This is a genomic window from Micromonospora sp. RTGN7 (assembly GCF_033804645.1).
GTDB lineage: Bacteria > Actinomycetota > Actinomycetes > Mycobacteriales > Micromonosporaceae > Micromonospora.
In genome coordinates, this window is record NZ_JAPZLF010000016.1 from 58,364 (window position 1) to 77,801 (window position 19,438).

The 19,438-nt window shown below is 74.8% G+C and carries 10 protein-coding genes; all 10 read left to right on the forward strand.

Annotated features, from left to right (window positions below):
• Positions 1-43 precede the first annotated feature (43 nt).
• Positions 44-1,303 (forward strand): MFS transporter, encoded by a 1,260-nt coding sequence (locus SNR22_RS21855; RefSeq protein WP_320068496.1) that lies wholly within the window; start codon positions 44-46, stop codon positions 1,301-1,303.
• Positions 1,300-12,411 carry a non-ribosomal peptide synthetase/type I polyketide synthase gene (locus SNR22_RS21860; RefSeq protein WP_320068497.1) on the forward strand — a complete coding sequence of 3,704 codons (11,112 nt, stop codon included), beginning with the start codon at positions 1,300-1,302 and terminating at the stop codon, positions 12,409-12,411. Before SNR22_RS21855 ends, SNR22_RS21860 begins: the two co-directional genes overlap by 4 nt.
• Positions 12,412-13,110: 699 nt before the next feature.
• Positions 13,111-13,302 carry a hypothetical protein gene (locus SNR22_RS21865; protein WP_320068498.1) on the forward strand — a complete coding sequence of 64 codons (192 nt, stop codon included), beginning with the start codon at positions 13,111-13,113 and terminating at the stop codon, positions 13,300-13,302.
• Positions 13,299-14,525: a cytochrome P450 gene (locus tag SNR22_RS21870; protein WP_320068499.1), complete on the forward strand. Its 1,227-nt coding sequence runs from the start codon at positions 13,299-13,301 to the stop codon at positions 14,523-14,525. Before SNR22_RS21865 ends, SNR22_RS21870 begins: the two co-directional genes overlap by 4 nt.
• A gap of 191 nt (positions 14,526-14,716) precedes the next feature.
• Positions 14,717-15,130, forward strand: coding sequence for a type II toxin-antitoxin system Phd/YefM family antitoxin (locus SNR22_RS21875; RefSeq protein WP_320068500.1), 414 nt, complete (start codon positions 14,717-14,719; stop codon positions 15,128-15,130).
• Positions 15,131-15,340: 210 nt separating this feature from the next.
• The gene (locus tag SNR22_RS21880; protein WP_320068501.1) at positions 15,341-15,913 is read left to right on the forward strand and encodes a GNAT family protein; all 573 of its coding nucleotides are present in this window, start codon (positions 15,341-15,343) and stop codon (positions 15,911-15,913) included.
• A gap of 227 nt (positions 15,914-16,140) precedes the next feature.
• Positions 16,141-16,731 (forward strand): hypothetical protein, encoded by a 591-nt coding sequence (locus SNR22_RS21885; RefSeq protein ID WP_320068502.1) that lies wholly within the window; start codon positions 16,141-16,143, stop codon positions 16,729-16,731.
• Positions 16,732-16,795: 64 nt separating this feature from the next.
• On the forward strand, positions 16,796-17,068 hold the full coding sequence (locus SNR22_RS21890; RefSeq protein WP_320068503.1) for an AzlD domain-containing protein: 273 nt from the start codon (positions 16,796-16,798) through the stop codon (positions 17,066-17,068).
• On the forward strand, positions 17,065-17,910 hold the full coding sequence (locus SNR22_RS21895; RefSeq protein ID WP_320068504.1) for a carbon-nitrogen hydrolase family protein: 846 nt from the start codon (positions 17,065-17,067) through the stop codon (positions 17,908-17,910). Before SNR22_RS21890 ends, SNR22_RS21895 begins: the two co-directional genes overlap by 4 nt.
• Positions 17,911-17,942: 32 nt before the next feature.
• Positions 17,943-19,115 (forward strand): aminotransferase class I/II-fold pyridoxal phosphate-dependent enzyme, encoded by a 1,173-nt coding sequence (locus tag SNR22_RS21900; protein ID WP_320068505.1) that lies wholly within the window; start codon positions 17,943-17,945, stop codon positions 19,113-19,115.
• Positions 19,116-19,438 lie beyond the last annotated feature (323 nt).

Consider the following 19,438-nt stretch of genomic DNA (forward strand, 5'->3'; position numbering starts at 1 on the left):
TCGGCGGTCCGGAGGGCATCGACAGTGGTGGGGACCTGCAGTGGTGGATGGGGCCGACGGGGGGCGTCCGGCGCGCGACCTGCGGCTGGTCCTGGCCGCGCAGGCAGCCTCGACGTACGGCAGCTATCTGAACCTGGTGGCGCTGGGCCTGTTCACGCTGGAGGTGACCGGCTCCGCCGTGCAGACCGGCCTGTTCATGGCCGTCCGCATGGCCGCCGGCTTCCTCATGGGACCGGTTAGCGGGCTGCTCGCCGGTCGCTGCCGGCGTACCCGCCTGATGATCGGCGCCGACGTGCTGTCGGCGGTGACCCTGGCGCTGCTGGTCGTCGCCCCCGCCGGGGCCCGGCCGGCGATGCTCTACGCGCTCGCCGTGGTGCTCGGTTGCGGTCAGACCCTCTGGGGGGTCGCGCTGCGTAGTGAGCTGCCCGAGCTGGCCGGCCCCGACCGGCGGGCCCGCGCGAACGCCCGGCTCGTGTCGGCCCGGTCGGTGGCGATGCTGCTCGGGTTCGCCTCGGCGGGCATCCTGGTCGCCCAACTCGGCTACCAGGTGGCGTTCCTGCTCGACGCCGGCACGTACGCGCTCTCCGCCGGGTTGCTGGCCCGGGTGGCGGCCCGCAGGCCGGGCACCGCGCCCGCGACCGCGGCGCCCGCCGGGCCGAGCGCCCTGGCGGGCGTCGGGGTGCTGCGGGCGGTCGCGCCGGTGGTGGTGGCGATGATCGGCGTACGCGCCGCCGACGCATTCGGGTCCGCGTCGCACAACGTCGGCATCCCGGTGCAGGCCACCCTGGTCCGCCCCGACTCACCCGCCTGGTACGCCGCCATCTTCATGACCTCCTGGGCGGTGGGCAGCCTGGCCGCCGGCCGATGGTGCGCCCGGCTGGCCGCCCGTCCCGGGAGCCAGGTGGGCTCCCCGCGTTCCTTCGGCGTGGCGACCTGCCTGATGTCGGTCTTCTTCGTGCTCGCCTTCACCGATCCTCCGCTCTGGCTGCTGGTTCCGCTGACCCTCGCGGCAGGCGCGGCGGACGGCTACGCCGAGATCGGCTACACCACCCGGCTCCAGGCGGTCGACGAGGCCCGCCGCCCCCGGCTGTTCGGCTTCGCCAGCGCGGCGCAGAACGCCGGCTTCGGCCTCGGCATGATCGGCTGTGCGGTCGCGCTGGACCGGACGGCCCCGCTCGCGGTCGTCGCCGTGGCCCACGGGGCGGCCTTCGCGGTAGCCCTCACCTTCCTGCTCGTGCAGACGTTCCGGCTGGCCGACCGGCATGGCCAGCCGCCCCCGCGACCCGTCGAGGTGACGCCGTGATCCCCGCGCAGCCTGTTCGCCGTCCCGCCGTCAGTCATGGCGGCGATCTGCCCGACGACCAGGAGCACCCCCGGACGCTGAGTGAGGCGCTGCTGCGGGCGGCGCGGGAGTTCCCCGACGCCGGCATCCGGGTCGTGGACGAGGACGGCCGCACCGCGTTCCTCGACCACCCGACGCTGCTCGCCCGCGCCCGCGTCGTGCGGGCCGGTTTGCGGGCGCGGGGGGTCGCCGCCGGCTCGTCGGTGATCCTGCGGGTCACCTCCGGCGCCCAGTACTGGCCGGCGTTCTGGGGTTGTGTGCTCGGCGGCGTCGCGCCGCTCACCGTCGGCGCCCCGGCCGGCTACGACGCCGACAGCCCCGCCCTCGCCGCGTTGCTGCACGCCTGGCGGGCCCTCGACGCTCCGGTTGTCGTCGCCGGCGCCGAGGACGTCGCGGGGCTGGCCGGCCTTCCGTCGTCCGCAAGGGTGCTCGCCGTGGCGGACCTGACGACGGCCGACGCCGCCGGGGCAGCGCCCGACGTCGCACCCGATCCCGACGGGGTGGCCGTCCTGCAACTGTCGTCGGGCAGCACCGGCACGCCGAAGATCATCCCGCTGACCCACCGGGGCCTCTCCGAGTACGCCGTCGGTGCCCGCGAGATGCTCGACGTGCACCCGGGCGACGTGCTGCTCAACTGGCTGCCGCTGGACCACGTCGCCGGTCTGCTCCTGTACCACCTCGGCGGGGTGTTCCTCGGCGCCGACTCCGTGCACGTCGCCACAGCGCGGGTGCTCGCGGACCCGCTGCACTGGCCGGACCTGATGCGCCAATACGGGGTCACGCACAGTTGGGCGCCGAACTTCGGCCTGCGGCTGGTCGCCAACGCCGTGGCGCGCGCCCCCGGCCGGCGGTGGGACCTCGGCGGCGTGCGGCGCATGGTCAGCGGCGGGGAGCAGTGCCTGCCGGAGACCTTCGAGGCGTTCGTCGCCGCGACCGGGGTGTCGGCGGCGGCCATGACCCCGGCGTGGGGGATGTCCGAGACCAGCACCGGGATCACCTTCACGTCGTTCACCGCGCCGGGCTGCCGGCAGCGGGTCCGTACGGCCAGCCTCGACGGCGACGTGGAGTGGGTCGACGACGACGCGGCCGGCGACTGCACCGAACTGCTGTCCGTCGGCCGGCCCGCCCCCGGGGCCACCCTGCGGATCGTCGACGCCGACGGCGCGGTGCTCCCCGAGGGCCGCGTCGGCCGGTTGCAGGTCCGCTCGGCCCGGGTCACTCCCGGCTACCTCGGCGACCCCGAGGCCAACCGGGCGGCCTTCCCCGACGGCGACTGGTTGGAGACCGGGGACCTGGCCTACCTGCGCGACGGCTCGCTCACCGTCACCGGCCGAGCCAAGGACCTGCTCATCCTCAACGGGCAGAACATCCCCTGCCACGAGATCGAGCGGGCGGTCGACGGGACCGCCGGGGTGCGCGCCGGGCTCGTCGCCGCCGTCGGCGTGCCCGACCCCCGGACTGGTACCGAAGCCCTGGTGATCTTCCACGTCCCCGATGCCGCCGCGGCCGGGCCGGCACACCAGGTGGCCGAGGCCGTCGTCGCGGCGGTGGCCCGACGCTGGCAGGTCGTTCCGGCGCGGGTGGTGGCCGTCCCCGAGGAGGAGTTCCCGCGTACCACCGGGGGCAAGATCCAGCGGGCGGAGCTGCGGCGTCGCCTCCTCGCCGGGGGCTTCCCACCCGGCGGCCCCGACGCCGCCGCGACGCGGGCCCGACCGGACCCGGCGGGGCCCGGCACGGACCCGGCGGGGCAGTGGCCACCGGCTGGGCCCGGGCGGGCCGCGGTACGGGCGGTCGTCCGCGAGACGCTCGCCGACATCCTCGGCCGGCCCGTCGACACTGATCGGCCCTTCTACGAGTTGGGCGTCGGCTCCGTCGAGATCGTCCGGCTGCGGGCCCGGCTGGAACAGGCCCTGGGGCACCCGGTCCCGCAGCCGGCGCTCTTCGCCCACCCCACCGTCGACGCGCTCAGCGCGCACCTCACCGCCGCCGGCCCGACGTCTGGCCCCGCGTCTATGTCTGATCCCGTGCCGGCATCGGAGCGGGTGACGGATCGGCGGATCGCGATCATCGGGATGGCCGCGCGGTTTCCGGGCGCGGCAGACGTCGACGAGTACTGGGAACGGCTGCTCGCCGGGGTGGAGAGCATCCGCCGCTTCACCCCCGAGGAACTGGCCGCGGCCGGGGTGCCCGAGGAGACCCTGCGGGCCCCGGACCTCGTCGCGGCCAGCGGCGTCCTGGACGACGTCACCGGCTTTGACGCCGGCTTCTTTGGCATCAGCCCGCGCGAGGCCGAGCTGCTGGACCCGCAGCACCGCCTGTTCCTGGAGACCTGCCACCACGCCCTCGAGGACGCCGGATACCCCGGCGAGACCGACGGCCGGCGGATCGGCGTATACGCGGGCGGCGGTATGAACCTGTACCCGCACCACACCTACCTGCGCCACCAGCTTCAGCAGGCCGTCGACTCGGCGGACCCGGCCACCACGATCGGTGCCGCGTTGGGCAACCAACCCGACTTCCTGGCCACCCGGGTCGCGTACCGGCTGGGGCTGACCGGCCCCGCCGTGACCGTGCAGACCGCCTGTTCCACCTCGCTGGTCGCGGTGCACCTGGCCGCGCGCGCCCTGCTCACCGGCGACGCCGACATCGCCCTGGCCGGTGCGGTGGCGGTGCACGTCCCGCAGGTCACCGGGCACCGGCACACCCCCGGGTCGATCCTGTCCGCGAACGGCCGGTGCCGGCCGTTCGACGCCGACGCCGACGGGACCGTCGGCGGCAACGGGGTGGCGGCCGTCGTGCTGAAGCCGCTCGACCGGGCGCTCGCCGACGGCGACCGCATCCACGCGGTGCTCCTCGGCTCGGCGGTCAACAACGACGGGGCCGGCAAGGTCGGCTACACCGCGCCGGGGGTGCCGGGGCAGGTGGACGTCGTCCGGCGGGCCCTGCGTGACGCGGGGGTGCCGGCGGCCTCGGTCGGGTACGTCGAGGCGCACGGCACCGGCACCGCCCTCGGTGACCCGGTCGAACACCACGCCCTCGCCGAGGCGTACGCGCCCGCGCGGGCGTTCCTCGGCTCGGTCAAGGCCAACATCGGGCACCTGGACAGTTGCGCCGGGATGGCCGGGCTGGTCAAGGTCGTGCTCACCGTCCGCTCCGGTCGCGTCCCACCGCAGATCAACTTCGCCCGGCCGAACCCCGCGCTGCACCTGGACGGCGGCCCGTTCACCGTCGCCACCGTCGCTACCGATTGGCCGGCGACCGGATCGCCCCGGCGGGCCTCGGTCAGCGCCCTCGGCGTGGGCGGCACCAACGCCCACGTGATCGTCGAGGAGCCGCCGCCCCGTCCCGATCCCCGCCCCGTCCCGGTTCCCGGCCGGCCACCGGCCCCCGGCCTGCTCCCGCTCTCCGCCGCCGACCCCGCCGCGCTGGCCGCGCTCGCCCTGGCCCACCGGGACCGGCTCCACGCCGAGCCGACGCTGCCGTTGGCGGACCTGGTGCTGACCGCCGCCACCGGCCGCCGCCACCTGCGTCACCGTCTGGTCGCTCTCGGCGACTCGACCGCCGCGCTGGCCGAAACCCTGGACCGGTACGCCGCCGGCCTCCCGGCCGCCGTGGTCACGGGCGACGCCGGCGGAGAAGCCGCCGGGCCCGTGGCCCTCGCGTTCCCGGGCCAGGGCGACGTGCGCGACGGGCTGCTGCCGTTGGCGACGCGGTTCCCGGTCGTCCGCGCGACGCTCGACGAGGCCGCCGACGCGTACCGGGAGGCCGTCGGCGGCGACCTGGTCGCCCTGCTGCGCGGGGAACGACCGCCCACCGGCCGTCCCACCGACATCGGTCAGCCGGCGCTGGTCGCCGCCGGGGTGGCGCTGGCCGAGCTGTGGCGGTCGTGGGGCCTCGCCGTGGACCACGTCCTCGGACACAGCCTCGGCGAGTACCCCGCCCTGGTCATCGCGGGTGCGCTCTCCCTCACCGACGCCGTCCGGCTCGCCGCCCACCGGGGCCGGTTGATGGCCGACCACCTGCCGCCCGGCGGGATGCTGGCGGTGCTGGCCGACCGGCCCGTCGTGGACGACCTGATCGCCGGGTCGTCGCTGGAACTGGCGGCGGTCAACGGGCCGGACCGGCACGTGGTTGCCGGGCCGCCGGCCGAGGTCGACGCCGCAGTGGCCCGGGCCGCCCGGCTCGGGGTGGTGACCCGGCGGCTCTCGGTCGACCGGGCGTTCCACTCGGCTGCCGTGGAACCGGTGCTGGACCGCCTCCGGACGCTGGCCGACGGAATCGCGTTCCGGCCCACCCGGCTGCCGGTCGTGAGCGCCCTCGACGGCCGGGTACGCCCGCCCGGCTGGCGGCCCGACGCCGATTACCTGTGCCGCCACGCGCGTGAGCCGGTGCGCTGGCACGACGCCGTCTCCGCCCTGGCCGCCGAGGGTTGCCGGACGGTGGTCGAGGCGGGCGCGGACGGCGTGCTCACCGGCATCACCGGGGCGGCCGGGTCGACGCCGCGCTGGGTGCCGTCCCAGCGCCGTGGTCTGGGCGCGGCCGAAGGGCTGTGGCGGGCGGCGGCGGAGCTGCACGTCGCGGGCACCTCGCTGGACTGGGCGGCGCTCGCGGGCGGCCACGGCGGACGGCGGGTCTCGTTGCCCGCCTATCCCTTCCAGCGCCGCCGCTTCTGGGCCGATCCGACGTCGACCGCAGGGCCGGCTGCTGCCCCGCCACCCACCGGCGTGCCCGCGTCGATCGGCCCCGCCGGTGTCGACGCGTCCGTTCCGTCCGGCGCCGTCCCGCCTGGGGTGGCGGCGGTGGACGGGCCGGTGCTGGAGTGGGTCCGGGCGCTGACCGCCGAACGGCTCGGTGTGACCGTCGCCGAGGTGGAGCCCGACCAGAGCTTCTTCGCCCTCGGCGCCGACTCGCTCCTGCTGATCAACATGTCTCGGGAGATCGACCGTGCCTTCGCCGTCCGGGTGCCGGTGCGGGACCTGTTCACCACCGTCGACACCCCCCGTCGACTGGCCACCGCGATCACCGTCGCTGCTGCTGCGGCGGCGGCGGACCCGCCTGCACCCGCGCCGACCGCAACCGGCCACGAGCCGGGCCCCGGCGCGACCGGACCGCTGCCGGGCGCGGCCGAGCCGACCGGCGCGGGGCCGGCCGCCGCCCCGACCGGGCCGGCTGACACCGGGACGGAGAACCAGGGCGCGGCCGACGACGCGCACCGACCGGTGCCGGGCGAGCTGGCCGGCATCATCCACCGCCAGCTCGACCTGATGGAAAAGCAGCTCGCACTGCTCGGCGCAGCCCCCAGGCTCGGCGGCACCGCGACCGCCCCGTCGGCCGTGACCCCGTCGATCGTGCCGTCGCCGGTGACCCCGCCGGTCGTCGCGCCGCCGAGCCTGGCCTCGGCTCCGGGCCAGGCCGTGCCGGCGACCGCAACCGAGGTCGCCGGCACGCCGGGGGGCACCGCCGACTTCAGCCTCTACTTCTTCGGCGACTACCCGGACCAGGACCAGCAGGACAAGTACGGGGTCATCCTCGACGCGGCGGAGTTCGCCGACACGCATGGCTTCCACGCCGTCTGGATGCCGGAGCGGCACTTCCACTCCTTCGGTGGCCTCTTTCCCAACCCATCGGTGCTCGCCGCCGCCCTCGCGGCGCGGACCCGGCGGGTGCGGCTCAACGCCGGCTCCGTGGTGCTGCCCCTGCACCACCCCGTCCGGGTCGCGGAGGAGTGGTCCATGGTGGACAACCTTTCCGGAGGTCGAATCGGGCTGGGCTGCGCCCCCGGTTGGCACGCCAACGACTTCGTTTTCCGGCCAGAGCACTTCGGCCGGCGCAAGCAGGTGATGTACGAGCACCTGGACACCGTCCGGCGGCTGTGGCGTGGGGAGGCGGTGTCGGCCCGGTCGGGCAGCGGCGAAGACATCGAGATACGGCTCTTTCCCCGGCCGGTACAGGCCGAGCCGCCGGTGTTCACCGCGATCGTCGGCAACCCCGACAGTTACCGGGAGGCTGCCCGGCGCGACGTCGGCGTGGTGACCAACCTGATGACGCAGGACGTGGCGCGTCTCGCCGAGAACATCGCCCTGTACCGGCGTACCCGCGCGGAGCACGGGCTCGACCCGGCGGGCGGGCGGGTGGTGGTGCTGCTGCACACCTACCTGGGCGAGGACGCCGAACAGGCCCGCGCCGAGGCGTTCGAGCCGTTCTGCGCCTACCTGCGCTCCTCGTTCGGCCTGCTCGGGCAGGTCGTCAACAGCCTCGGCATGAGCATCGACCTGGCCGACACGCCGGACGAGGACGTCCGGTTCGTGCTGTCCCGGGCGTACGAGCGGTACTGCGCGCAGCGGGCGCTCATCGGCTCCCCGGCAGGCTGCCGGTCCGTGGTCGAGGCGGTGCTCGACGCGGGCGCCGACGAGATCGCCTGCTTCGTCGACTTCGGACTGCCGGCGGATGCGGTCCGCGCCGGCCTCCCGGCGCTCGACGCGCTGCGCCGGGCCACCCCGCGCCGCCCTGCCGCCGCTGCCGGGTCCTCGATGGATGGTAGCCGTCCGGCGCGGGAACCGGACCGGCCGGTGCGCTCCGGCGGGGGCGGTGAGACCGCGCCGCTGTCGGCGGCGCAACGCCGGCTGTGGCTGGTGGAACAGCTGCACCCGGGCACCCCGGCCTACAACGAGGCGGCAGCCGTGCGGCTGGTCGGCCCGCTCGACCACTCGGCGCTGCGGGGCGCGTTGCAGGACGTGGTCGACCGACACGCCCCGCTACGCACCAGCTACGCGGAGGTCGACGGGGAGCCCCGACAGGTCGTCCACGCGCGGATGACGGTGGACTGCCCGGTGCACGAGCACACCGGCGAGGCGGAGGAAGCGGCGGTCCGGGGTGCGCTGGCTGTCGAGAGTCGACGGGTGTTCGACCTGGCCCGGGGACCGGTGTTCGCCTTCACGCTGCTGCGCTTCTGTGCCACCCACCACGTGCTGGTGCTGGCGTTCCACCACCTGGCCACCGACGGCGAGTCGTACGCCGTGCTGACCCGGGAGGTCTCGGCCTGCTACCGGGCCCGGGTGGCCGGCATAGCCCCGGACCTGCCCCCGCTTCCGGTCAGCTACCCGGAGCTGGCGGCGGCCGACGCCGGCGAGCCCGACGAGAAGGATCTCGCCTACTGGCGGGGCCGGCTCGACCCGCCTCCGCCGCCCCTCGTCATCCCGTCAGACCTGGCCCGTCCGGCATGGCCGTCGACGGCGGGGAAGAGCGTCTTCCGCGAGTTGCCCGCCGAGCTGGCGGAGCGGGTGCGGCGATTCAGCCGGGACGAGCGGGTCACCCCCTTCACCACCCTGCTGAGCGCGTTCGGGGTGCTGCTGTTCCGGTTCACCGGCCAGGCCGACCTGGTGGTCGGCACCGGCACGGGCGGTCGGGACGAGCGGGCCGCCGGCCTGATCGGGTTCTTCGTCAGGACCCTTCCGCTGCGGCTGGACCTCACCGGCGACCCGACCTTCCGCGACCTGCTCGCCCGGGTCCGGGCCACCGCCGCCGACGGGTACGAGCACGACCACGTCCCGTTCGATGCCCTCGTGCACGCGGTGGCCCCGCCTCGGGAGGCCGGCCGCCATCCCCTCTTCGACGTGGTCGTTGAGTACGAGAGTGGCCCGGAGGCGTTCGCCTTCGACCTGCCGGGCGTCACCGCCGAGCCCCTGCCGGTGGGCCTGGACAAGGCGCCGGTCGACCTGATGGTCTACCTGTCGCATGGCCCGACGCTGCGCTGCCACGTGGAGTACCGCACGGAGGTGCTCGACCGGTCGACCGTGGACCGGCTGCTCGACCACCTCCACCGGCTGCTCGACGTGCTGACCCGCGAGCCGGGCGTGGCGCTGTCCCGGCTGGCCGCCCGCCTCGAAGACCCCGACGACCGGCCGGTCGGGCCGAAGCCCGCGCCCACCGCCGACCGGCTGCACGACCTGTTCACCCGGCAGGCCGACCGGACCCCGGACGCGATCGCGGTGGTCGCGGGGGAGCACAGGTGGACGTACCGGGACCTGCGCGATCGGGCCCGGGACCTGGCCCGCCGGATCGCGGCGCACGGTGTCGGGCCGGACCACCTCGTGGCGGTGCTCCTGCCGCGTCGGCCGGAGCTGGTCGCCGCGCAGCTCGGTGTGCTGCTGGCCGGCGCGGCCTTCCTGCCGCTGGACCCGGGCCTGCCGGTGGCCCGGCTGCGTGACCTGCTCGCCGACAGCGGTGCCCGCCTGCTACTGACTGCCGCCGACGTCGTCGACCCCACCCGGCCGGCTGATCCGGCACGCGGACCCGATGGGCCGGCCGACCCGCCGTCGGCCGGACCACCCGGCCCGGCTGGGGTGGTCCGGATGCTGGTGGACGCGCCCACCGAGCCCGGACTGCCCGACCCGGTCGATGCTGTCGGTTCCGGCCACCTCGCCTGGTGCGTGTACACCTCCGGCTCGACCGGCCGCCCCAGGGCGGTGGGCGTGCCGCACCGGGCGGCCGTGGACATCGTCGACTGGCACGTGCGAAACCTGGCCCTCACCGGCGCGGACACCGTGGCGCACGCCCTCGGCCTCGGGTTCGACGCGAACCTGGCCGAGATCCACCCGACGCTCGCGGCCGGCGCGACGCTGCATCTCGTGCCGGCGGAGGTGCGCGCCGATCCCGCGCGGCTGGTCGACCAGTGGCGTCGCGCCGGGGTCACGGTCGCCTTCCTGCCGGCGCCCCTCGCCGAGCTGGTCCTCGCGCTCCCGACGCCGCCCGCCCCGACCGTCCGTACCCTGGTGGTGGGCGGAAGCCAACTGCGTCGTCGGCCGCCCGCCGGGTACCCGGCCGCCGTGCTCAACGCCTACGGCCCGACCGAGGTCGCCATCGTCACCACCGCCGGCCCGGTGGGGCCCGAGGGCCCCGGCCCGATCGACATCGGCCGGCCGGTGGACCACCGCCGGCTGTACGTGCTGGACCGGCATGCCGCGCCGGTGCCGCCCGGCGCGGTCGGCGAGCTGTACGTCGGCGGGACCGGACTCGCCCGGGGGTACCTCGGCCGGCCCGCCGCGACCGCGGCGGCGTTCCTGCCGGACCCGTTCGCCGTGACGCCCGGGTGCCGGATGTACCGAACCGGGGACCTGGTCCGGCTCCGCGGGGACGGCACGGTGGAGTTCCTCGGCCGGGTCGACGACCAGGTGAAGATCGCCGGGCACCGGGTCGAGCCGGGCGAGGCCGCCGCCGCGCTCGCCCTCCTGCCGGGGGTACGACAGGCCGCCGTCGTCGCCCGGCACGACCGCGACGAGCCGTACCTCGTCGGGTACGTCGTCCTCGACGACGACGCCGAACCGCCCGCTGCCCGGACCGCCCACCTCGCCGCCGAGCTGGGGGAACGGCTGCCGGCCCACCTCGTCCCCCGGGCGTGGCTGGTGCTGGACGCCCTGCCCACCGGGGACACCGGCAAGATCGACGTGTCCCGGCTCCCACCGCCCGCCGCGCTACCCGTCGGGGAGGAGCCGCGCCCGGGGCGGGAACGGCTCGTGCACGACTCCTGGTGCGCGGAGTTGGGCGTCGCCCATGTTCCGCTGGACGTCTCCTTCTTCGCCGCCGGTGGCGACTCCCTGGGCGCGGTGCGCCTGGCCAACCGGCTTCGCGAGGCGCTCGGCGTCGAGGTCGGAGTCGACCGGGTGCTGCGCAGCCCGGGAGTCCGGGCGATGGCCGCCGAGTCCGTCGGCCCGACGTCCGGTGCCGCCGAGTCCGCCGAGTCCGTCGGGCCGACGTCCGGTGCCGCCGAGCCCGTCGGGCCGACGTCCGGTGCCGCCGAAGCCGCCCCGCTGGTGCGGGATCGGGCGCCGGCGACGTACCAGCAGGAGCTGATGTGGCACCGGCAGCGGCTGGCCCCCGACCCGGCGACCGCACACATGGCGGTACGCGTCGACCTCGCCGGCCGGCTGGACGTGCCTGCCCTGACGGCGGCGGTCGACGCCCTCGTCGTCCGACACGAGGCCCTGCGCAGCCGGGTCGTGGCGCGCGACGGCCAGGTGGTGCAGGAGGTGCTGGCCCATCGTCCGGTGCCGGTGCCGGTGCTCGACCTTGGCGAGACCGATGCCGCCGGGGTGCGGGCGTGGTGCGTGGCGGGCGGCCGGGAGCCGTTCCCGGCCGAGGGGCCGTGGCTGCGGGCCCGCCTCGCCCGGCTGGCCGACGACCGCTGGGTGCTCCTGATGGTCGTGCATCACCTCTGCGGGGACGGCTGGTCGATGCTCCAACTCCTCGACGAGCTCGGGCGCGGCTACCGGGGCACGGTGCCCGACCGCGCGCCGGCGCTGCGGTACGTCGACCATGCGCGCCGGCAGCGGGCGGTCGAGGTGCCGCCGGCCGTGCTCGACCACTGGCGGGACAGCCTCGCCGAGGCGCCCAGGTCGTTCCCGCTGCCCACCGACCGGCCCCGTCCGGCCACGCCGTCCGGCGGCGCGGAGTACGCCTTCGACGTGCCGGCCGAACTGACCGCCCGGCTGACCCGGCTCGCCGCCGAGGCGGGCCTGACGCTCTTCCCGGTGCTCGCCGCCGCGTACGCGCGGCTGGTCGGTGAGCTGACCGGGACCCGGGACGTCCTGCTGGCCTGCCCGTACGCCCACCGAAACCGTCGTGAGCTGGAGTCGGTCGTCGGCCTGTTCACGAGCACCCTTCCGCTGCGGGTGCGGGTGCGCGACGGGGAGCCGTTGGTCGACCTCGCGGCGCGGACCGACGCGGTGTTCCTCGACGCGGTGCGGCACCAGCCCGCCCCGCTGCCGGCCCTCTACGCCGTCGTCGACCCCGACTGGCGGATGGGGGATCCGCCGCCGTTCGCCACCGCGCTCTTCGCGTGGAACTCGGGGATGCCCTCGCTGCGCCTGCCCGGACTCGTCGCGGACGTCACCGACCAGGGGCTGGACTGTGCGCGGCGGGACTGGACGGTGATGGTCACCCCGGATGGCGCCGGCCTGCGGGGTGTCGTCGAGTACTCCACCGATCTGTTCGACGAGGCGACCGTCGCCGACCGGTGCCGCCGGTATGTCGGGATCCTCGCCCGCGCGGTCGAGGGCTCCTGGGGGCGGTGACCGCGCGACGTGGTGAGCCGCTCCGGCGCCCGCGCGAGCGCCGGGTCGGACTGAGCGCGGAGCGGACTGAGCGCGGGCCGGACGTCGGCCCCCCGCTGGACCGGGTCGCCCGCGCCGTTAGCTGCTGCAACGTTCCAAGCCTTGATCAAGATGGTGTTCGGCATCGCTTTTGACCATTGGGTAACCAGCGTCTCCCGGTCGGGTTGCTGACAGGTTGTGGATTGACCAACCACTCGCTGCGATGCAGAATGGTTTCCGGTCGGCACAGTTTCGGGGAGAACTGTAGCGGCCATTCAATTGGGGACCGGTAAAAGTGTGGGGGAATTTTGGGGAGGTCTCTGGTCGGCGTTCAACACGGACAGAAACGTCTACTGGGGTGCCTTGACGCGCCCCGGTGAGGCCCTTGTTCGTGAGGGGGCGTCCTTTGCCGGATCGGTCGCGCATGCGATTTTTGTCGGCCTTCCTGCCTGCCCGGATCGGACTGCGATTAACTCCGCCGGCGGTGAGTGTGCAGTTGTTGGCGGAGCCCGAGCGGGATTTATGTCGCATTCAGCCGACGATTTTCCACCATTTCTCGTTGGGGAGATCCATATTGTGCAAGTTGGATGAGCGTGTCGAGGCCGACTACGCTACGTCATTTACTCGGCACCGCGTGTGGTTCCTCGGCCGGCTGGAGGGCGGGCCTGGCACCGCGACAGCATGGCCGCCCTGGCCTGGCGGGTCGACGGCACCGTCGACAGTTGGCCCGCCTACGAACGGCGCTGCCGGGAGCTGCTCCCGGCCGCGCTCACCGTCCACCACCTGCCCGGCACCCACCGGAGCATGGCCACCGATCCGGACGTGGCGGCCGTCGCCGCCGTCGCCGCCGAGCTGATGGAGCGCAGGGCATGAGCACCTCCGCACCCCTCACCGACCGCTACCTGATCGACGACGAGATCCTCGCCGACCCGTTCCCGTACCTGGCCGAGCTGCGGGCCGCCGCGCCGGTGTACTGGAGCCCCGTTCACCGGGCCTGGCTGGTGACCGGGTACGACCCGGTGGCCGCCTGCCTCACCGAGCCGGCCGTCTCCGCCGACCGGATCAGCCCCATGCTCGCGCAGACGCCGCTGCACCTGCTCAGCCCCGAGGCCGCCCGCGCGTTCAAGGTCATGGCCGGTTGGATGGTCTTCGTCGACCCGCCGGAGCACCGCCGGCTGCGCAGCGTGTTCCGGGGCGCGTTCGGCCCCAGTCAGATCCGCCGAAACCGGCCGATGGTACGCGACGCGGTGGCCCGGCTGACCGCTCAGGCCGGCGCCGGAGGGGGCGTCACCGACCTGGTTGTCGATTTCGCCCGGCCGCTGCCGGCCACCGTGGCGGCGGCCTGGATGGGCGTGCCGGCCGAGGACGCCGCGATGTTCCAGCGCTGGGCTGTCCACGTCGGCGACCTTGCCCTGGGCGGGGTGCGGTCCCCGGACGAGCACGAACGCTCCCAGCGCGCCCTGCTGGACCTGTTCGACTATCTGCGCGGGCTGGTCCGGGCCCGCCGGGACGACCCGCGCGCCGACCTGATCAGCTCGGCGCTGGACAGCGGCCTGGTCGGCGACTCCGTCAGCGAGGACGAGTTCGTCGCCATGCTCACCCACCTGGCGTCCGCCGGTGGGGAGACCACCAGCAACCTCATCGCCGTCGGGGTGTGGAACCTGCTGCGCCGGCCCGACCAGCTCGACCTGTTGCGCGCCGAGCCGGAGCTCGCGCCCACCGCTGTGGAGGAACTACTGCGCTTCGACGGGCCGTCGAAGATGCTCATCCGGCAGGTGAAGGCCGACTTCGAGCTGGGCGGCCAGCGGCTGCGCGCGGGGGAGCGGCTCTACCTGGTCACCGCCGCCGCCAACCGCGACCCGGCCCGGTTTCCCCACCCCGACGAGCTGGATCTGCGCCGGCACCCCAACCCGCACCTGGGCTTCGGGCAGGGTGCGCACTTCTGCCTGGGTGCACCGCTGGCCCGCCTGGTCGCCGGGTCCGCGCTCACCGACCTGCTGGCCGCCGCGCCGCGCCTGTCGCTCGCCGACGCCCGGCTGACCTGGGCGCCGTCGCTGCTCAACCGCAGCCTCCAGGCCCTGCCGGTCCGACTCTGACGCCGGGACGCACCGCCGGACTCGATGTCGCCGGTCACCGACCGGGACGCCGGGACGCACCGTCTCCGTCGTCACCGCGACGTGCCGCACCGCCGATCAGGATGCTGCGTGCCAGATCCTGACCTGCGGCGACGGGCATCGTGGATGGTCGGGGACATTTATTGTCGTACCCATTCGTCAGCATGGGTCGCATGGCTGCCCCCGCCCTGGCCCACGAGCCCACCCCGCCGCGTGCCCTGCCGCTGCGCGAGGCCCGCACCCGACTGACCCAGCTCATCGCGATGGCCGAGCTGACCGACACGGTCACGATGGTCACCCGCGACGGCTACCCCCGCCCGATCGCCGCGATCGTGCCCGCCTCCGCAGCGCGCACGGCGGCGCAGGCCCGGGCCGACGCCGACCGCCTCGCCACGGTGACTGCCGGGTGGGCTCGGCGCCTCGACGAGCTGCACCGGCAGAGCAGCCGGCGGCACGCCGCCGAACTGCGGGCGGTGACCGACGCGCTCGCCGAGGTCTGGGCCGAGCTCGATCGACGGGTCGTCCCCGGCAGCGACCCGGCCCTGGCACGGCTCCGGGCCGCCCACGCTGACCTGCTGCGCGACTGACCCCTGCCGTCGGTCTCCGCCACCCGTGGCGAATGGTCTCTGCGCCACCTGCGGCGGGTTCACTCCTACGTCACCAGCGGCGGTTGACCCGGGTGTCACCCGCCGGGCTGCTGTCCGGGACCGGGGGTGTGGGCCGGGGTGGCCGGAGTGGCTCGGGGTGTGGTCTGCTACCCGGGTCCCTGACTCGCGCCCGCAAATCCCGGAGGTTCGGTGTTCGTCCGTGCCCTGACTGCCGACGCCGAGCTGCGCCCGCTGGAGCCGTGGCGGGCCGGGGATTTCCTGTGCAACCTGGACCGAGCCCGGGAGCACATCGCGCCGTGGGTGGGACCGTCCTTCGTGGCCACCGACCTGTCGTCGGCCCGGGCGGTGCTGGAACGCTACGCCGATCGGTGGGCCCGTGACGCCGGCGGGATCTGGGGGATCTGGCGCGACGGGGTGCTGGTCGGCGGGGTCATGTTCGTGACGTTCGACGCCGCGATCGGGGTGTGCGAGGTGGGCTGCTGGCTGGAGCCGGGCGCTGAGGGGCGTGGCCTGGTCACCCGGGCGGTCGGTGTCCTCGTCGACTGGGCGGTGGGGGAGCGGGGTATCCACCGGGTGGAGTGGCGCACCAACGCCGACAACGTCCGCAGCATCGCCGTGGCCCGGCGGTTGGGCATGCGCCGCGACGGTGTGCTGCGACAGTCGTACCCGAGGGGTGGCGGGCGCATCGACATCGAGGTCTGGTCGGTGCTGGCCGACGAGTGGCAGGCCACCGCCACGACCGAGTCGGCGTCCACCGCCTGAGGGGTGCGCGGGGTGTCATCCCGTTGGCAGGCGACGGGCTGACGGGCAGCTGACCCGGACGCGTTTCCGACCCTTCGCCGCGCCGTTTCCGCTGCCCACACGGCAGGGAGCAGCACCGCAGCCGCCGGCCCGAGTCCGAAGGCGCCACGGCCGCGATGGGGCGGTGGCCGCCCTCGTCGGCGGCGCCGGCCCGGCCACGCCGCTCGCCCGCCGCCCCGGGGAGAACCATGTCTGACCGCACACCCACCAGCGACCCCGAGCGCCCGGCGACGCCGCGCGGCGAGTTCGTCGCCGGGGCCCGCTCGATGGTGCCGTTCCTGATCTCCGCGTTCCCCCTCGGGGTGATCGGCGGGACGCTCGGCCTGGCCAGCTGGGCGGTCGCCACGGTCGTCGGCATGGTAGCCGGGCACCTGCTGCCGGAGTGGCTGCGCGACGGCCTGGACTTCCCGATGACCGCGGTCTTCCTGGTCGTGCTCGCCGGGGCCCTCGCCGGCTGGAAGATCTGGTCCGCCGCCGTCTCGGCCGGCGCGCTGGCCATGCTGACCCTCGGGCTGCCGTACAACCTGGGGTTGATCGTGGCCGCGCTCGGCGGCGCCTGCGTCGGCATGGCCTGCGAGCGGATCGAACGCCGCTGGTTCCCGCCGAAGCCCGCCGACCCGCCGGACGACCCGGACCCGGCAGTGCCGGAGGTGACGGCGGGCGCCGGGGAGCCAGTAGCCGGGCCACAGCCGCCCCCTGTGCCGCGCGGGCGGCCCGGTGAGCCGGTGCGCCCCGGGGAACGGGTGGCCGACGCCGCCGCCGACGTGGACGGAAGGTGACCGCGATGTCGATGCAGCTACTCATCCTCGGCATGGGGCTGGCCACCTTCGCCCCCCCCGGTACGTGCCACTGCTGGTCTTCCGCGACCGGGAACTGCCCCCCGACGTGAAGACGTTCCTCGGCTACCTGCCGCCCGCGCTGCTCGCCGCCATCGCGGTGCCGTCGGTACTCGCCCCGGTCGACAACCGGGTCGAGATCACCCTCGTCACGCTCCCGTACCTGGTGGCCGGGGTGGTTACCCTGGTGACCGGCCTCTTCGTCGAACGGTTCATGATTGTTTGGACGACCGGGCTGGTGGTCTTCTTCGGGCTGCGCTGGTGGCTGGAGGCGATGTGACGACGACGGGCGACACCCCGCTCCGGGAGCCGCTGCGGGTCGCGGCGGCGCAGATCGAGGCGGTCGGCGGTGACCTGGCCGGCAACGCCGCCGCACACGTCGCCGCCATCGCCGCAGCCGCGAACCTGGGCGCACGCCTGGTCGTCTTCCCCGAGCTGTCGCTCTGCGGGTACGACTACCCGTTGCTCACTGCCGACGTGACCCGGTGCGAGGTGGCCCCCGGCGACCCGGTCCTGCGTACGGTGGGCCAGGCCTGCCGGGAGCACCAGGTGACCGCCGTGGTCGGCGGCTGCGCCCGGCGGGCCGACGGCTGGGCCGTCGCCGCCCATGTGCTCGGCCCCGACGGCACGGTCGCCGCGACGTACCACAAGCGCCATCTCGACGCCGACGAGCGGCAGGTGTTCGTTCCCGGCACCACCGACACGCTCGTGCGGGTGCGCGGCTGGCGGCTCGGCCTCGGCGTCTGCTACGACGCCAGCTTCCCCGAGCACGCCAGGGGCCTCGCGCTGGCCGGCGCGGACGCCTACCTGGTGCCCGGCGCGTTCACCGTCGGCGACTCCGACCACCGCCGTAGCGTCTACTTCCCGGCCCGCGCCCTGGAGAACACCAGCTACGTGGTCTTCGCCAACTTCGCCGGCGCGCACGGCGGATGGCGGTTCGCCGGCCACAGTGCCGTGTACGGCCCCGACGGCCGCCCCCTCGCCGACGCCGGCACCCCGGCCGGCCTGGCCGTCGCCGACCTCGACGACGCCCGGCTGCGACACCAGCGCGACGCCCAGCGGATGCTCGCCGACCGGGCCGATCCGGCGCCCGCCCCGGCCCCGGTCGTCGTCGTACCCTGACCACCCTTGGCAGACGAATCGAAGGAGCACCCGTGACCGGCATCGGCACGACCGCGATCCACGGCGACGACGGGCTGAGCCCCACGGGCGCAGTCTCGCCCCCGATCGTGCAGAGCACCACCTTCAGCGCGGAGACCGACGAGCGGTTCACCGAGATCGCCACGCAGACCCGCGGGGACGCCTTCTACACCCGCTACGGCAACCCCAACCACGCCCAGGTCGCCGCCGTGGTGGCCGAGCTGGAGGGCGTCGAGGCGGGCCTCGTCACCGCCTCCGGCATGGGGGCGATCACCACGATCGCGTTGGCTCTGCTGAACGCCGGGGACCACGTCATCGTGCAGCGCAGCACGTACGGCGGCACCACCTCGCTGACCACCGGCCTGCTCACCCGCTTCGGGGTGACCTGCACCCAGGTCGACCAGACCGACATCGACGCGTTCGCCCGGGCGCTGACCCCGCAGACGAAGCTGGTGCTGGCCGAGACCCCCAGCAACCCGCTGCTGGAGCTGACCGACCTGACCGCCGTGGTCGACCTGGCGCACGCCCACGGCGCGTACGTCGTCGTGGACAACACCTTCGCCACCCCGGTCAACCAGCGCCCGGCGGCCTTCGGCGCGGACCTGGTCTGGCACAGCGCCACGAAATTCCTCGGCGGCCACTCCGACGTCACCGCCGGGGTCGTGGTCGGCCCCGCCGAGCTGATCGACCGGGTCTGGCAGACCTCCGTCGTCACCGGGGCGACGCTTGGCCCGATCGATGCCTGGCTGCTGCTGCGCGGCATCCGGACGCTGCCGCTGCGGATGGCCCGGCACAACGACAACGCCCTCGCGCTGGCCCGGGCGCTGGAGGAACACCCGGCTGTCGCCCGGGTGCGCTACCCGGGTCTGGCCAGCCACCCCCAGCACGACCTGGCCACCAAGCAGATGAGCGGGTACGGCGGCGTGTTCAGCCTCGACCTGGCCGGCGGCCGGCCCGCCGCGGCCACCCTCCTGGCCGAACTGCGGCTGGCCAAGCGCGCCGCCAGCCTGGGCAGCGTCAGCACTCTGGTGGTGCACCCGCGCTCGATGTGGGCCGGCATCGTCGACGCCGCCCAACTAGCCGAAACCGGCATCGGCGAGGGCCTGGTGCGCGTCTCCACCGGCATCGAGGACACAGCGGACCTACTAGCCGACTTCACCCACGCCCTGAACACCATCGCCCACTAACATCCCGCCCCCGCCCCCGCCCCCACCCCCCGCCCACGCCCGCACCCGCCCACGCCCGCGCGCAAATTCACGGAATTCGTGGCCATTACGTGCGTCGAAGGCCACACATTCCGTGTATTTGGCCCTTTGAGGACTGGCGTTTGGAGAAGTTCTTCTTGGTGGGGCCCCGCCACACACACCTGCCAACGGCTGTGTGTGAGCTGCGGTCTTCCCTCGGAACCGGTAGCAAACCGCGAAGGCATCAGTCGCGGCCCGGCCGGCACCGCGTTGATCAACTGCTCGCCTCGCCGGCCGTCCCCGCGCTCCGCTGACCTGCGCCGCCC

Bases quoted from the DNA above. Each gene is read 5' to 3' on its own strand.
- SNR22_RS21865 (WP_320068498.1), top strand. From the start codon at position 13,111: ATGGCCGCCCTGGCCTGGCGGGTCGACGGCACCGTCGACAGTTGGCCC.
- SNR22_RS21870 (WP_320068499.1), top strand. From the start codon at position 13,299: ATGAGCACCTCCGCACCCCTCACCGACCGCTACCTGATCGACGACGAG.
- SNR22_RS21875 (WP_320068500.1), top strand. From the start codon at position 14,717: ATGGCTGCCCCCGCCCTGGCCCACGAGCCCACCCCGCCGCGTGCCCTG.
- SNR22_RS21885 (WP_320068502.1), top strand. From the start codon at position 16,141: ATGTCTGACCGCACACCCACCAGCGACCCCGAGCGCCCGGCGACGCCG.